The 18,278-nt window shown below is 47.8% G+C and carries 7 protein-coding genes; all 7 read left to right on the plus strand.

The window, feature by feature from the left end:
- Positions 1-65 precede the first annotated feature (65 nt).
- The 7 genes from BLU47_RS15275 (at position 66) to BLU47_RS08670 (ending at position 18,171) form a co-directional block, all read left to right on the plus strand.
- A complete protein-coding gene (locus BLU47_RS15275) occupies positions 66-4,895 on the plus strand; it encodes a glycoside hydrolase family 88 protein (protein WP_091961262.1) in 4,830 nt (1,609 codons plus the stop codon).
- Positions 4,896-4,994: 99 nt separating this feature from the next.
- Positions 4,995-6,206, plus strand: coding sequence for a pectate lyase family protein (locus BLU47_RS08645; RefSeq protein ID WP_091961264.1), 1,212 nt, complete (start codon positions 4,995-4,997; stop codon positions 6,204-6,206).
- Between the two features lie 16 nt (positions 6,207-6,222).
- Entirely contained in the window at positions 6,223-10,092 is a 3,870-nt protein-coding gene (locus tag BLU47_RS08650) for a pectate lyase family protein (protein ID WP_091961267.1), read from the plus strand.
- A gap of 183 nt (positions 10,093-10,275) precedes the next feature.
- On the plus strand, positions 10,276-13,518 hold the full coding sequence (locus tag BLU47_RS08655) for a SusC/RagA family TonB-linked outer membrane protein (RefSeq protein WP_091961268.1): 3,243 nt from the start codon (positions 10,276-10,278) through the stop codon (positions 13,516-13,518).
- A gap of 22 nt (positions 13,519-13,540) precedes the next feature.
- The gene (locus BLU47_RS08660) at positions 13,541-15,667 is read left to right on the plus strand and encodes a RagB/SusD family nutrient uptake outer membrane protein (protein WP_091961271.1); all 2,127 of its coding nucleotides are present in this window, start codon (positions 13,541-13,543) and stop codon (positions 15,665-15,667) included.
- 128 nt (positions 15,668-15,795) lie between these two features.
- The gene (locus BLU47_RS08665) at positions 15,796-16,416 is read left to right on the plus strand and encodes an HU family DNA-binding protein (protein WP_091961273.1); all 621 of its coding nucleotides are present in this window, start codon (positions 15,796-15,798) and stop codon (positions 16,414-16,416) included.
- Positions 16,417-16,800: 384 nt separating this feature from the next.
- Entirely contained in the window at positions 16,801-18,171 is a 1,371-nt protein-coding gene (locus tag BLU47_RS08670) for a glycoside hydrolase family 28 protein (RefSeq protein WP_091961276.1), read from the plus strand.
- The last annotated feature ends 107 nt before the right edge of the window (positions 18,172-18,278 follow it).

Below are 18,278 nucleotides of genomic sequence, written 5' to 3' on the forward strand. Positions count from 1 at the left end.
CGTGAGCGTTTTCATTCTTTTTAATTACCTTTGCAGTCAGAATCTACTAAACAAAGTAAACTGACATGAAAAAGTTCCTACAGACGCTATTGCTATGCGCCCTTGTTACCTTGACCGCCCAGGCCAAAGGATGGGACCAGCAGCAATACAAGCAGATTGAGCAGAGCATCCGCCAACCTCAGTTTGCAAACCGTGAGTTCCCCATCACCAAGTATGGTGCCAAGCCTGCCAACACGGCTGCGAAAAACCAGAAGGCTATCCAGAAGGCTATCGACAAATGCTCAGCCAAGGGCGGAGGGCGCGTCATCGTGCCGGCAGGACAGAAATTCCTGACTGCGGCCATTCAGCTGAAGTCGGGGGTCAACCTGGTCGTCGAAGAGGGCGCCGTGCTGGAATTCGCCTGCCAGCCTGAGCTATACCCCGTCGTTCCCACCCGTTGGGAGGGCTTGGACTGCTGGAACCTCAGCCCGCTGATTTACGCCTACCAAGCCAAGGACATCGCCATCACGGGTAAAGGCACCATTGACGGAGGCGGCTCAAATGACACATGGTGGCCCTGGTGTGGCAATTCGCGCTTCGGCATGAAGCCTGGTGGCATTGCCCAGAATCAGGGAGCGCGTGCCAAGCTGCTGAAATATGCCGAGGACGGCGTGGACATGGACCAGCGCCGTTTCGGAACAACCGACGGACTTCGTCCTCAGATGATTAACCTGAACCAGTGCGATGGTATCCTCATTGAAGACGTCACCCTGCTGCGTTCGCCTTTCTGGGTGATTCACCCCTTGCTGTCTAAGGACATCACCGTTCGTGGCGTCCACATCAACAACAACGGTCCTAACGGTGACGGATGCGACCCCGAGTCGTGCGACCGTGTACTGATTGAGAATTGCTACTTCAACACGGGCGACGACTGCATCGCTATCAAGAGCGGACGTAACAACGACGGACGTGAAGGTGGTCAGGGACGTTATGCCGGCAAGCCTTCGAAGAACATCATCATCCGCAACTGTAAGTTTAACAATGGTCACGGTGGTGTGGTCATCGGTTCTGAAATCAGCGGTGGCTGTCAGAATGTCTATGCTGAGAACTGCGAGATGGACTCTCCGTCCCTGGACCGCGTGCTCCGCATCAAGACCAACTCGTGCCGCGGTGGCATCATTGAGAATATCAACATGCGCAACATTACCGTCGGACAGTGCGGTGAGGCTGTGCTCAAGCTCAACACCGACTATGAACCGCGCGAAGTTTGCTGTCGTGGTTTCTATCCCACCATTCGCAACGTCACGATGGAGAATGTCACTTGTCAGAAATCGAAATATGGCGTGATGATTGTTGGCTATCAGGATCCACAGCATGCCAACACCATTAATAATATCACCGTCAAGAACTGTACGTTCAACGGTGTCTACAACAAGCCCGTACACCAAGTGGGACTGGCTCAGGATGTTACCTACGACAACTTGATGGTCAATGGCTCACTCGTTCTACAGAATCCTCCCTACAAGCACTATTCTGAATGGTTGACATACAGTGAGATGAAACGAGTTCCCAAGTCATACATGCTTGACTTCTCCAAGAAGCCCAAATGGAGTTATGTCATGGGAATCGAGTTGGAGGGTATGCTCGACACTTACCTGCGTTATGGTGGCGAGGACATCCGTAAGTACTGTCAGGAATATACGGACACCATGATTAATGAAAAGGGCGACATCCGAGGATATGACATTCTGGACTACAACCTCGACAACATCCGGACAGGCCACTTCGTCACCCGCATGTATCAGAAATGGTCTGAAAAGAAAAACCTGTTGGCCATGCAGACCATGATGAAGCAATTGCAGGACCAGCCCCGAACCATTGCCGACAAAGTCTACTGGCACAAGGCGATTTATGCATACCAAGTTTGGCTGGACGGTATTTTTATGGGACTTCCGTTCCGCACACTGACTGCGCCCATCACCGAAACAGCCAATAAGTCCCATAAGACCAAAAAGTCCAATAAGCCCAATACCGTCACCGCCATCTACGACGATGCTGTCAACCAGTTGAAGATTACCTACAACCGCACCTTCGACCCGAAGACCGGACTGAACCGCCATGCTTATGACGAGACGCGCAACACGTTCTGGGCTGACAAAGAGACAGGACTCTCACAGCACTGCTGGGGACGCGCCCAGGGTTGGTACACCATGGCGCTTATCGAAGTTCTCGATGCTCTGCCGGAGAACTACGCCCGCCGTTCAGAAGTCATCGATTTGCTCATCAAGGATTTTGATGCCATTCTGAAATATCAGGATGCCAAGACAGGATTATGGTATCAGGTGATGGACTGCCCCGGACAAGAGGGTAATTATCTTGAGTCCACCTGTTCCAGTATGTTCACCTATGCCTTGCTGAAAGCCTACCGCAAGGGATATGTGGGCGAGAAATACCGCGATGCCGGCATTCGTGCATACAAGGGTATCATTGAGAACTTTATCAAGGTGCATCCTGATAAAACCATTTCGCTCACACAGTGTTGTGAGGTTGCCGGACTTGGTCCTGCTGCAACACCTGAGGTCATCGCTGCCATGAAGAAAATCAATCCGAAAGGCAGTGTCAAGGAGAACCAACGACGCGACGGTAGTTACAAATACTACTTGAGCGAGCCCATCCGCGACAACGACGCCAAGGGTGTCGGACCGTTCATCTGGGCATCCTTGGAAATGGAAATGCTTGGATACACCACCGAAAACTTAACAGCCTCGATAGATCGCGAGGCTGTTCTTTTTCGCAACAACCCTATTATCACCAATGCCGACCCATTGGCGTCCCTCACCGTAGGTAATGGTCATTTTGCCACAACCGTCGACGTGACAGGAATGCAGACATTTGTTGAGGACTATAAAAATGGCATTCCCCTCAACGCCATGAGCGACTGGGGGTGGCATTCCTTCCCTAACGTGAATAACCTGAAAGAGGAAGAGAGCCAGAAGGCTTATGATTTCGGCCATGGCCATTCTGAGATTTACGCCATAGAATACAAAAAGGATGAAGACGGACGCCACAAACAAGCCACCGAGTATTTTCGCGTCAACCCTCATCGTCTGAACTTAGGCGCGGTGAGACTGGAATTAAAAGACAACAACGGGAAACGCATTCCTCTCAGTGGGCTGACAGACATCCATCAACAACTGGAGCTCTGGAATGGCGAAATCACATCTAGCTACAAGGCCGACGGTGCGAACGTAAAAGTAACCACTATCGGACTGCCTGACCGCGATGCTGTGGCATTTCGCATCACGACGTCTCTGCTCAAAGACAAACGAGCGAAGGCCTGCATGCGGCTACCCTATCCTTCTGGCAAACATGCTGATGATGCCAGCGAATGGGATAAAGACGCACTGCACACCAGTAGCATCGTAACACAGGGCGACCATAGCGCCACCATCAAGCATTGCATTGACACCACCACCTATTATATAACTATAAGGTGGGAAGGCCAGGCTCAACTCCAAGAGACGAAGGCACACACCTATCATCTCAGTACGGATGCCGATGTGCTGGCTTTTGAAGTGGAATACCTCAGTTCACCGGCTTATACTGTACGACAAGCCATCACCCCGTTTCGCTTCGACCAAGCCCAGAAGACTACCCAGAAATTCTGGCACAAGTTCTGGACGGAGAGCGCCTTTGTGGACTTCAGCCGCTGCACCGACCCACGTGCAAAAGAACTGGAACGCCGTGTGATACTTTCTCAATACCTCACCCGTATCAACTGCGCCAACAATATGCCACCTCAGGAAACAGGCCTGACATATAACACATGGTTCGGCCGTCCACATCTGGAGATGACTTGGTGGCATGCCGTTGACTTTGCATTATGGAACCAGCCTAAGGTTGTAGCCCAGATGTTAAATTGGTACGACGAGACTGCAGCACCCATCGCCAAGAAGATTGCCCAACGTCAGGGATTTAAAGGCATCCGTTGGATGAAGATGACCGACCCGTGGGCCGGTGAGGCACCTTCCAACACAGGCTCTTTCCTGACTTGGCAACAACCACACTACATCTACTTGGCAGAAGAGATGTATCGCGCAACACCTACTGTCAACACTCTTAAGAAATATGCTGAGAACGTAGAACAGACTGCAGAGTTCCTTGCTGATTTCGCCAAGACAGGAAAACTCTTCGGTCAGACCGCCATGCAGGAATGTATGACCAAGGACATCAGCTATAATCACCCCTTTGAATTGGCTTATTTCCGCTATGCGCTGAACGTAGCCCAACAGTGGCGAGAGCGCATGGGAAAGCCTCGCAACAAGCAGTGGGACGAGGTCATCAAACGCATCGCTCCTCTGCCCATCACCAAAGAGGGCATCTATACTGCCGGTCTGCCTAAGGGTTCAACCAATGCCGTTCTTCCCTCCTTCGATCCATTTAATACTGTTGGCGGAGGGTCTACTGCTAAGAAGACAGAAACCTTTGCTGACAAGACGCGCAACGACCACCCAGCAGTGCTCGGAGCCATTGGACTGTTACCTACAGGTTCTGCCAACTGCGACAGCATCGCCGCCCAAAAGACCTTGGAATGGGTGATGAAGAACTGGAACTGGATGACCACATGGGGATGGGATTACGGCATGATTGCCATGACTGCCGCTCGATTAGGCCGACCAGACATAGCACTTGACGCATTACTCATCGACACGCAAAAGAATACCTATCTCAAAAATGGGCATAACTTCCAGACTGCAGACCGTCTGCGTCTCTATCTGCCAGGCAACGGAGCCCTGCTCACAGCTATTGCCATGATGTGTGCCGGCTGGGATGGTTGCAAGCGTGCCGTCAACCCCGGATTCCCCCAGGATGGCAGTTGGGATGTCCGTTGGGAAGGACTACATCGCATGCAGTAAAGTCGCATCGTACGTAATCGTTTTAGTGTTAAAATATATAAGGTACGAACTGGTTTCCAAAACCTTTTCGTACCTTTGTATTTGAAAACCAATCTGCTTATGAGAATATTTACTACTTTCATACTCTTAGCACTGTCTCTGATTGCCTCAGCCACAGACTACGACCAGAACAAGCCCTTTGGTTTCTGTACCCGTTCGTCACGGACTGACGCGGCTGCAACTTTCAACGTCACAGGAGGCGGATGCTACACCTACCCCCTTGCTGAAAGTTTTACAGGAAAAGTGACAGTGCTGAAGTCCAATGGTCAGGATATGAAGCGTACCATTGAAAATGCCGTCAAACAAAACGACGTTATCATCTTCGATGGAGCCCAAGGCGACTTCATCGTATCAAGCAATGTTTCCATCTCTGCATCGAACAAGACCTTGCTAGGCATCAACAATGCCCGTCTCTGTACCCAATGGAGCGTGACACAGGAAATCATCGAAGCTCTCAACAAGGCAGGAGTCCCCAATATGAGTACCTCAAGCGGAACAGGTGGTATCCTGAGCAACGGTCACAGAGTCGGTGAAGAAGCAGAATACCAGACGCGTCAAATCATCATCAACATGACAAATGACGAAGAAGAGAAGTATCGTAGTGCAGGCGTTCTAACACTCTTCAGATGCCAGAACATCATTATCCGCAACTTGAAATTTGTAGGTCCTGGCTCTATCGATGTTGGTGGCAGCGACCTTCTCTCTTGCCGTGCATCCAGGAATTGCTGGATAGACCACTGCGACTTCACCGATGGCATGGACGGCAACCTCGACATTACCCAAAGTTCGGATTTCAATACCGTCAGCTGGTGTACCTTCAGTTATACCGAGCGTTCGTATATGCACCAGAACACCAACCTCATCGGTTATAGTGACCGAGAACCGACAGGATTTCTCAATACCACCTACGCCTTCAACTGGTGGGGTCCAGGTTGCGTTCAGCGCATGCCTATGGTTCGTGTCGGAAAAATTCACATGCTGAACAATTATTTCAGCTGTACGACAGCCAGCAACTGCATCAATCCCCGCAAGAACTCAGAAGTCCTCATCGAAGGCAACTATTTCGAGAAAGGCGTCAGGAGATACTACAGTCAGAAAGATGCCATTGCAGTTACTTGGGCTGACAGCAACTTTGCCGAGGAGAAGAATAAAATGGGGCAACCCGCATCCATCGGCGAACCCGTCACCGTTCCTTACGAATATACGATAGCGCCTTATGCTGACGTGCCTGCAGCAGTAAAGAAGCATGCTGGTGCAACATTAAAGAAATAACATAAACTATATAATTATGAAGAATCTTTTCCTCACATTATTAGCGACCATACTGTCCATGACAGTGTGTGCAAACGAATACGACCAGAACAAGCCGTTCGGTTTCTGCACCGTATCATCAAGAACGGATGCATCCAGTACCTACAGCATTACTGGTGGGGGCATCTATGATTACGCCCAACTTAAAAGTTTCAACGGAACATCCACCATTCTGAAATCCAATGGTCAGGACATGAAGAGCACCATTCAAAATGCCATTAAGCAGTATGATGTCATTATCTTCGATGGTTCTGAAGGCGATTTCATCGTGTCAGAAAATATTGGTTTCGAAAGAGGAAACAAGACGCTGTTAGGCATTAACAATGCCCGTCTTTGCACCCAATGGCATATGACCGACGAGATAAAAACCGCACTTAATCAAGCAGGAGTACCAAGCATGAGTACTAGCGGAGGAGGAGGCACTCTGCCCAACGGGACAAAAGTCAGTGAGGAAGCCGAATACAACACGAGAAGAATCATCATTGAGTTAACTGGTGATAACAGCGAGAAATATCGTAAATCAGGCATTTTCTCGTTAAATAAAGAGAATGTCATCATTCGCAACATCACTTTCGTAGGTCCTGGCTCTGTCGATGTGGGAGGCTACGACCTCATCTCTGCCACTGGCGCCAAGCACTGTTGGGTAGACCACTGTGCTTTCCAAGACGGCATGGATGGCAACTTCGACATCACCAACTCGTCGGATTTCATTACCGTCAGCTGGTGTACCTTCAGTTATACCGACCGCTCATATATGCACCAGAACACGAACCTTGTAGGTAGTAGCGATGACGAACCAACTGGTTTCCTGAACACCACTTTCGCTTTCAACTGGTGGAGTACCGGATGTAATCAACGTATGCCCATGGCACGTGTTGGTAAAATTCACATGCTGAACAACTACTACACCTGCGCCAATAATTCATCAGCTATCAATCCACGCAAGAATTCGGAATTCTTAGTTGAGGGTAACTACATTAATACTGGTGTAAAGAAGGTTTACAGCCAATCCAGTGCCACTGCTGTCACATGGAAGGACGACAATTACATCGCCGAATCATCTGTAAGCAAGCCATCATCATTTGGAAGCGCCGTCACGGTACCCTACGAATATACCGTTGCCCCTTACTCAGATGTACCAACAACCGTAACGGAGAATGCCGGTGCAACGTTGCAATTCAAAGATGACAGCCCCGAGGGAGACCTCGTGGAAAAGGCACTCTATTCAACCGATTTCAGTGATTGGACAAAAGCAAGTGCTGCACAAAGTGCTTCAACCGTGACCAAACAGACAAAATACAGTCACGAAACATTGACCTTTACCTTATTTAATACAGAGGTCAATCCTGCAGGAAGCAACAATAAGTTCAAAGACGGAGCCACTTTAGGATGGTTGATGGCAGCCAAGAGCAGTGACCCGTATGTTACCACTTCAAAGTTGGCTTCTATTACCAAAGTACGCTTCGTTCATGCAGCAACAGGCAGCAACCGAGGATGGAAACTGGAGGCAAAGGGTGATGGTGATGCCGACTGGGTAACTATTTCGAACTCTGTAGCGAACCCAGCAGGATGGTGCGAAGTCAATGCCAACATCAACCGTACCAATGTTGAACTGCGCTTCACAAATCTGAATTCTAATGAGAATGCTTACATGTTCGAACTCGACATCTACGGCAATGTCAACATGGGCGGGACTCCCTCATTGGGTACCATCAAGGCGAATGGTCAGACTTACGATTTAAGTGAGGTCTTTGAAGAAAATGCCAGTGGCGATATGGAAGCAATGGTAGAAATCTCAAAGGCCGCCACCATGATTAGCGAAAGCAATCCCATCGAGGCTGTTGCCGATAACGGAACCCTTGGCACTATAACCTATGCCGCTACAGCGACATCCTGCAAGGTCACCATTCCTGTCACGGCCAACGGCAAAACGCTGAATTATATCATCAACTTCGTTCAGAAGCCCGACTTCACGCTGACCTATATCGACACCGATGGAACTACAATGGGAACACAGTCGGTAGAAAAAGATGCACAGATAGGAACGTTTGACATTGATATTGCCACAGCAAAATCATCGTCTACCACAAAGAAGGCTCGTGGATGGTTCAAGAAAAATTCTGTTGGTGAGAAATACACCACAGAAAGCATCATCACAGAAGACGTCAATCTGTATGCTGTTGAAACGGAAATTGAGGTGGCTAGCGACAGTAAGAAATACACCTTCAATCTGGCTGACAAGAACTTCGACGCCGTTGACCATGAGGCATTTAACACGATAGGAAGCGGAAAGTTCCATGACACAACGCATGGTTGGTCATTCAGCAATGGCGACAAGATTGAATTGTTGGTAGGTCGCAAGGCCTCTATCAGCCTTGGCCTTTGCCAGTACACTGCTGATGGAGCGACTATCACGGCATCCAATGGGGCTTCAGTTAATGCCAGGACAACAACAGATGGCACTATCGCCTCAATCAACTACGAAGGTGATGAAGGTACCTTGACATTAACCATCAACGCTACAGGAACCGTCTACATTCACAAGATTATTATTCAGAACACCTACACCACCAACTACGATGTTATTGGATCATGGTACATCGTGAAGAAAGACGATGCTGACAGTTTCACAGAGGTACTAGACCTTGCCAACAATACCGGTGGTTCAGATCCCATTTATATCTTCCTGCCTGATGGAACCTACGACTTGGGAGAAAAGGTAAAAACACCCATCAGTCGCAACAACATCTCCATTATCGGACAGAGTGTAGACAAGACTGTCATTATGAACACTCCCCCACTCTCGATGGAAGGTCTTGACAAAGCTGACCTGTTGAAAAACACCAGCACCAATCTCTACATGCAGGACCTCTCGCTAAAGAATGCGATGTACTACGATGGTAAGACCACCGGACGTGCATCTACATTACACGATCAAGGCACGCAAACCATCAATAAGAACGTGCGTCACCTTTCACATCAAGATACCTATTATTCTCACAAAACTGGTGGTTTATACTACTTCGAAGGTGGCGAATTGCATGGTACGGTTGACTACCTCTGTGGCAATGGCAAAGTCTACTACAACGAGGTTAAACTTGTCAACGAAGAGCGCAGTTCCGCTACCATCACAGCAAATTCTGAGCTCTACGTATTTAATAACTGTACGATAGAAAACCATGCAGGTTCCTACAATTTCGGTCGAGCATGGAGCGACAATCCTACATGTATCTATCTCAATACAATACTGGAAGACCCCAGCAAGCTTATTGAGACTCGTTGGAATCTTGAAGGAATCAACTGCGATTATAAAATTGCAGGCGAATATGGAACAAAAGACAAAGATGGAAACAACATTACACCTACCTCTAACACCATCACCTTCAAGAAAGCGAATACAACGCTGAATACTATACTTGCAGAATCAGAACTTTCTAAATATACTATCGACAAAGTATTAGGCACATGGGCGGCTACAGCACAACAGCAGACAAAGCAGTTGAGTGCCCCCACAGCCACTTACGACAACGGCACGGTAACTTGGAGTGCTGTTGACGGAGCTTCAGCCTATGCCCTATTCAAGAACGGAGAGTTCCTTGGCATTACCACATCAAACAGTTACAATGTCACTGTTGATGCGACAAAAGACGCCCTGACCATCCGCACGGCCAACTCACGAGGCGGATTCGGAGCAGAAGCAGCCGTAGCAGGAACTGTCAGCGGCATCAACGTCATCAGCAACAACCGCACTGACGACAAAGCCATCTACACCCTGCAGGGTGTCCGTGTAGAGAAACCGACTAAGGGCATCTATATCATCGGAGGCCGCAAGGTAGTATTCAAATAAAGGCACACATTATAATTTAATAGAGGTGGAAAGTTGTACAATAACTTTCCACCTTTTTTTTTTACATTATTTCTTAAAAAGAAAAAACTTCCCTAAAATTTTGTTTGTTTTGATTATTTATAGTATCTTTGCAGAAGTTTTTTAAAAACATTTACTACCTAATTATTAAAACAAAACACTAACATGCAAAAAAGAAGACTACTCTTAGCCATGTTGCTTTGTGCATTTTGGCTAGTGGGCTTTGCCCAGAATGCAATCAAGGGTACCGTCAAAGACAAGTCTGGCGAACCACTGATTGGAGTTAGCGTTACCTTTGGTAATGGACAGGGAACTGTCACAGACATTGATGGTAACTTCAGTGTCAACGCTCCCGCCGGAACTCCCATTAAGGTATCGTATGTAGGTTACAAAGCCCAGACTTTGAAGGGCTCTGGTAACATGAATATCACGATGGAAGAGGACAACACGACGTTGGAAGACGTGGTTGTTGTAGGTTATGGTACGATGAAACGTCGCGACCTGACTGGTGCCGTTGCCTCTGTAACCGGTGACAAACTGGCTGCCAATCCTGTTGCTAACGTAGCACAGGCTTTGCAAGGTCAGTTACCCGGTGTGAACGTCATGTCTCAGGACGGTCGTCCAGGTGCTACTATGGCTATCCGTGTTCGTGGTGGTGGTTCTATCACCCAGTCCAACGACCCTTTGTTCATTGTTGACGGTGTTCAGGTTAGCGACATCAGTGATATCCCTGCTGACAACATCGAAAGTATCGACGTGCTGAAGGACGGTGCTTCAACAGCCATCTACGGTGCTCGTGGTGCCAACGGTGTTATCCTTGTAACCACAAAGGGTTCAAAGGGTGATGGCAAGGCGAAGGTTAAGTACAACATGTACTATCAGATAAAGAAGGCTCCAAAGACACTTGATGTTCAGGACGCCTACGACTATGTACTTCATAACTGGAGCTATGCGACTTTCTACGGAATGAATGAAGCTGATGGTATTGCTGAGTACTTCGGTTTGGGTTCTCAGTTTGGCAATCATCTGAATGACTACCGAAACGTTGCAACTCATAACTACGTAGACGATGTTATGCGAACTGCTGGTTCATGGAGCCACGACCTCTCACTGTCTGGTGGCAATGAGGCAACCAAGTACTATGCCACCGTAAACTACCTGACAGACGACGGTATCCGTATCAAGTCTGGTATGAAACGTTGGAATGCCAACTTCAAAATTTCGCAAAAGATCACAAAGAATTTGACCTTTGATGCAGACCTGCGTTACAGCGAGATGAAAATCGAAGGTACTAATTTCGACTACGCAGCCGGAAACTCCGTTTATGGCTATCGCCCCATCGACAATCCCTTAGGAAAAGACGACAGTTCACTGCTCTCTATGGGTAGCTCAAGCGTTGAGGCTAGCTACAACCCATTGTCAATCATCGACAACTACACCAACATCACCACACGCCAGCGTATTCGCGGTATGGGTTCGTTGACTTGGAATGTCATCAAAGGACTCACAGCTAAGACTGAGCTATCTCTGAGCCGCAACTGGAGTGAAACAGACTACTGGGATGCAGGAAAATCAACCAACCCATACAATCAGGCACAGTTGACTAAGGGTAATGGCTATGGTATCCGTTGGGCAACTACGCTGAACTATCAGGTACAAGGCCTTGGCGAGGATCATAACTTGTCATTCCTACTTGGTAACGAAGTGCTGGCTAGTAAATCAAACAGCAGTAAGATTACCGGCGCAGGATTCCCTTCCGAATTTGACATGGATCGTGCTTTTGGACTGATCAACATGTACAACATGAAGGAAGCATATTATGATCAAACTAAAAAAGTTTCTGATTTCGAAAGCACTATTGGTGAAGCCAAACACACACTTTCTTGGTTCGGCCGTGTCAACTACGATTTCTTAGGCCGCTACCTTTTCACCGCTACATTCCGTGCGGATGGTAGTTCTAATTTTGCTCCCAACAATCACTGGGGTTACTTCCCCTCAGCAGCTGTGGGTTGGCGTATTAACGATGAGCCTTTCATGGCAAACACAAAGGATTGGCTTGACAACTTGAAGTTACGTCTCTCTTTTGGTTCTTCTGGTAACGATGCCATTGATGCAAGCCTGTGGAAGGAATATTGGGTACCATCAATCGTGTGGAATGGTGACAAGCGTACCGTAACTTTCAAGCCTGGTGACATCCTTGCTAATCCTGACCTGAAGTGGGAAACCACTGTTAGCCGTAACCTTGGTATTGATTTTGGTTTCTGGAATGGCAAACTTCGTGGTAGCATTGACCTCTACTGGAATACCACCAAAGATATCTTGATGAAGGTGCCTGTTGCTGAGACAACAGGTCACAGCTACCAATACCAAAATGTGGGCAAGACCAGCAATAAAGGTCTTGAACTTGCTTTGTTCTATGAGATTTATCGCTCTAAGGATTTGAACATCAGTGTTAACGCCACCTATAACTATAATAAGAATAATGTGGAAGAGGTTGTCGCTGGCGTCAATGCTGATACCCATACCAACTGGGGATCAAGCATGAAGCGCCCATACAATGACTACATCATCCGTGAGGGTGAGCCTGTTGGTACCATCTTTGGTTACAAATCAGCCGGTTTCTACACTGTTGACGACTTCGACGTAACGAATGGTGTGTGGACGCTAAAGAAGGGAGTTCCTGATATTAGTGGTGTGGTTAACTACACTGGTGTAGGTAACAAGACCTACAATACCCCTGAGGGACAAGTAGCATTCCCTGGTGTAGTAAAATTTGAAGACACTGACGGTAGTGGTACCGTAACAGAAGACGACGCTTGCATTATAGGTCACACCATGCCTAAGCACACTGGTGGTTTCAACATCAATGCAAACTGGAAGGGTATTGACTTCTCTGCTGGCTTTGCATATCAGATTGGCGGTGACGTTTACAACGCCAACGCAATGCACTCAATGATGGGTAACAAGAATACCAGCTACGGTTGGAACCGCTTAGCTCTCGTTTCTGACTGCTGGAAGATGTACGACGTTGATGCCAAGGGCGATCTCGTTGCCGTTACCGATCGCGACAAATTGGCAGCTATGAACGCTGGTGCGAAACACGCTCTTCCATACTGTGAGTATGGTATCGTTTCGTCTGAGTTCATCGAGGATGCTTCATACCTCCGTTTAAACACTCTGACCATTGGTTATACCATTCCTAAGTTCCTGACCAAGAAGGTAGGCATCAGCAACCTGCGTGTTTACTTCACAGGTGGTAATCTCTTCTGTATTGCTGGCTATAAGGGTATTGACCCCGATGTCAACACCCGTCCAGGCGGACAGGACGGCTTCCCCGTTCCCAACTACGACTGGAACTCTTATCCACGCGCCAGAACTTATACTTTTGGTCTTAATGTTGCATTCTAAATTTAAGGGAGGATTAATAAGTATGAAAAAAATATTATATTCAATACTATGTGCTGCAGGTGTTCTGACACTCAACTCATGTAGCGATTATTTGGAGACAGACTCTCCATCCAAGACGGATGCCGCCTTTGTGTTCTCTACCAGCGAGACTGCTCGTGCAGCACTGGAAGGAGCATACTCTGACTGGCAGACTGCAGCCAGCAACAAAGTTTTCGGCGATGGACTTTTCTATGCAGCTGATGTTGCCGGTTCTGATATTGAACGTCATCCTGAAGGTTTCACTGCACAACCAGGTCGTCACTATCCAGAATGTTTCTACCAGAACGGCACATACGCAAGCCAATATGCGCTATTGAGTTATCAGAAAGAAAATGATACTTATGCCGCCCTCTATGCTGTCATCAATAAGGCAAACATTGTGGTCGCTGCCACACAACAGTCTGCTGGCTTTGATGATATGATTGCTGCTGGAACAGAAAGCACAATGGGGCAGCTTTATGGTGAGGCCGTCGCATTGAAAGCAACTGCATACCGTGAACTGTTGAAATACTTCGGTGATGTTCCTTATCTGAGTGGTAAGGTAACAGACACTGGAGCACTCTGTGGTCGTGACTCTATTTATGATGTGATTCTTGAAGAACTGATTGCCGCAGAACCACTTATGTATCGTGTTGGTTCGATTCCTGGCATCACAGGCAAGAACTATTTCTCTCGCACCTATGTTCAGGGACTTATCGGTCGTATCGCTCTCGAGGCTGGAGGCTATCAGACTCGCCGTGGTGACATTGCCCGTGTAGATGGCGATGGTGATGCACTGACCTTCGAGACGATGGGTACTGAGAACAACGGAGCCACCTATGGTCGTCGTACAGACTGGAAGTACTACTATGAGATTGCGAAGAAATATTTCAAGGCTGTCATTGACAACCCCGGTAGTGCTAAGTTTATCACTGTTGATCCTCGTAAGGATGAGAGCGGTCGTACCTATGGCAATCCTTACCAGTATTTCTTCCAGCAGATGCATATGGATGATACTGGATTTGCTGATGAATCAATCTACGAATATGACATTGCCCAAGGTAGCAGTGCGAACGATTCTCGCCCCTACTCTTTTGGACGTCCTTCAACAGGTGGTAGCAAGAACAACTATCCTTGTAAGAACTATGGTCAGGGACGTATCAACCCCGCTTTCTATTATGGCGTTTTCGATCCAAAGGATATGCGTCGTGATGTTAGCTGCACTGTAACGGCATCTAATGGTGGTAATGGTACCGAGATTCTGCTTCCATTCAACCCAGGTTCCCAAGGCAAGGGTGGTGGTATCTCTTTAAACAAGTGGGACGAGAACCGTCAGACTAAGGTTTGGACTGCTGCTCAGCGTAAGTCTGGTATCAATGGTCCTTACATGCGTATGTCAGAAATCTATCTGGGCTATGCAGAGGCTTGTGCTGCCCTTGGCGATGATTCAGAAGCAAAGAAATATCTGACTATTATTCGTGACCGTGCATTCGGTGGTGCCGGCAAGGGTAATGTTGATGCATTCATTGCAAAAGAAGGCTCCTTGTTAGAGGCCGTCATCGATGAGCGTGGTTTCGAGTTTGCAGGCGAGGGCGACCGTCGTACTGTTCTGATTCGTACCGGTCTCATTGGCAAGAAGATTAAAGCCATCAAGGAACTCACGACAAAGATGATGGATGGACTCGCTGCCAATGGCTACTATCAGTTCGAAAACGGAAACGTCATCTCTTCTGTAGTTTACACCAAGTCTGTTGATGCAAAAGCTATTAAGGGACATCGTCTGACAGCTCAGTGCCCTGCAGGACAGGAGAACGATCCTTTGCTTTATCCTGGCTGGCGCGGTGTTAATGACGACTGGGCTTCCTATGGTCTGCAAGTTGATGCAAGCTATGCTCCGAACTTGGCAATCCAAGGTCTGTTCCAGCCAGTTTCAGATCCTGCCGCTCTTATTGCTGACGGATACAAGGCTGTGGATTGGGGTAAAACTCTTCTCGCCAATCGTGAAGAATACGAGAAGAACTTGTTCCTTGACTACGACTACGTAAAGGCTCCTATCCACTACTGGCCATTCACTCCTAACGTATGTGCGAATGGTAAATTCAAGAACGGTTACGGATTCAAGAGCGAATAATCCTACACCCTATCTATAAAAATAGCGGAGAGCGCAATGCCCTCCGCTATTATTTCTTGATAGATTTCTACAAGAACATTTGGATTTACCTTCTTTTTTTTGTATCTTTGCAATCAAAAGTAAGAACTATGCCACGTAAGACTGACGGAATGTTGTTCGAACTACAGCCACGCCCCACGACAGGCGAGGACGGTAAGCCGTTGCTATATGCCCGTCCGTCTGCTCCTTACAAACGCACGATGGAGGACGTTGAGACTTATTGCCGATTTAAGGGACTGAACAGCGGACTGGTGGAGATGGCGTTCGACACGTTTATCGACGTTTGCAGCGAATGGCTGGCCGATGGCTATCGTGTAGAAACACCACTGGGCGTGTTTGCGCCAAAAATCAAACTGAAGGGCGACTTCACCGACCCCTCCAAGGTCAGTGGCAAAGACGTCAAGTTTGCCGGTATCGAATTGACTCCCTCGAAGCGATTCGTAAAGAATGTACACAGCAAGCAGAAGGGATTCCGTAAGAAAGGTACCATTGTAGGAAATGCCCAGATGCACGACAAAGCCTATATGAACGAAGCCTTACGACGCGCCATGATTTCAGGGTTCACCACCATTCAAATCTTCATGATGAAGTCCGGTCTGAAATATCACTCCGCCCAGCGCTATCTAGACCATCTCTGCCTTGGCGAACAGCCCACTCTGCGCAGACAGAAAATAGGAGGCACTATTCACTACTTCCCATTGACGAAGTAAAGTCTCTAAGAAACAAATCCCGCAGCGTTTGCTGCAAGATTTTCGAACGAACGCTACAAGCATTTGCCCCGTACGATGCAAATATTTAGCGCGTACGTCCTCAACCCGACTAACCTGTATCTCCGTCCCTTTTAGTTCGGCTCTTTTCCCCTTTTGGCTCGGTATATTTCCCCTTTCAGCTCAAATATTTTTGGGAGAACTATATTTTCTTGTTGTTTTTCGCTAAAAATCGAATTTTGCTGCCACCCTGCTGCCACCAAAATATACTAATCATATTCTGATTTATTTGGTGCTTTCATCCTTAATTCGTATCTTTGCAACAACAAATTCTACTAAAGATGACTGGAAACATCCTCATATACTAAAACAATTCACAACAACACTATGAGAAAAGCCTTACTACTCCTATTAACCTCTGCGGCCTTCAATATCCAGGCAGCCGACTACAACATCATGAAATATGGTGCAGTGAACGACACTACGCAACTAAGCACATCCGCACTTCAACAGGCTATTGACGACTGCAACCGCGATGGCGGCGGAAGGGTTGTCATTCCAACAGGCAGCTACAAAATAGGTACAATAGTCATCAAGAGCAATGTTCATCTGCATCTCGAGCATGGTGCCACACTCTATGGAAGCACCCGACTGGAAGACTACCTCCCCATGAAGTCAGACTATGTATCGCTACGCACACAGACCAGCACCATCCAACTCATCTATGCCGACAAGGCGAACAATGTCGTTATCGATGGCTATGGAACAATCGACGGAAGGGGACGCACATTCAAGAAGCTATCATGGAACGACGAAGGCATCACTCGCCCTCACCTACTCCGCTTCATCCAGAGCCGCGACATTACCATCAAAGACATCACCCTAAAGAACAGCGGTTGCTGGATGCAGCACTATCTGGCTTGCGACCGTCTGACCATTGACGGCATCAAGGTATTCAACCGGAATAACTACAACAACGATGCACTTGACCTGGACGGATGCCACGAAGTGACTGTCACCCGTATGATGGCAGATTCCGACGACGACGGCATTACACTCAAGTCCACTTCTCCCCGTCTCTGCGAGAACATCAGTATTGCCAATTGCATCGTGTCAAGTCACTGCAATGCCATCAAACTCGGCACCGAAACAAATGGAGGATTCCGCAACATCAACATCAGTAATATTGTTGTCAAGCCCAGCTACGACCAAAAAGAAAAGTTCTTCGGACAATGGATAGGTTCTTCTGCTATTTCCTTGGAGATTGTGGATGGCGGACTGATGGAAAACGTCAATGTATCAAATATCAATGTAGAAGGAACGGAGTCTCCCATCTTTATCCGCCTGGGCAATCGGGCCAGAGGCTATCAACTGAAAGGAACCGATTTCGATTCACTCATCCCCATCGACCACGTTGGAAGCATCAATGGCATACATTTGGACAACATCCAAATACGCAATGCGGGTGCCATGGGGTGCAGCATTACAGGGCTTCCCAATCACCCTGTTACCAACGTATGGCTCTCACACATCAGCATCCATCATAAAGGAGGAATAAAGGCCAGTGATCTGCCAGAGATAGAGAGGTCTGTCAAGGATGAGAAAGAGAAAGACTATCCGGAATCCACCATGTGGGGCTGTCTGCCCGCCAAGGGATTTTTTGTGCGACACACTCGGAATATTCACTTCAACGATATTACCATACAGACGGAAGAGGCCGATGTCAGGCCAGACTTCGTACAAGTCGACACAGAATAAAGAAAAGACCTAACCTCTTAACCCAGGGTTATTGGAAAATAAGGGTCGCTTATTGCAAGAAATCTGGTCTCGAACATAAAATACGTAAACGTTTTCAAAGAATTTAT

The organism is Prevotella sp. tc2-28 (assembly GCF_900107705.1).
Taxonomy (GTDB): domain Bacteria; phylum Bacteroidota; class Bacteroidia; order Bacteroidales; family Bacteroidaceae; genus Prevotella.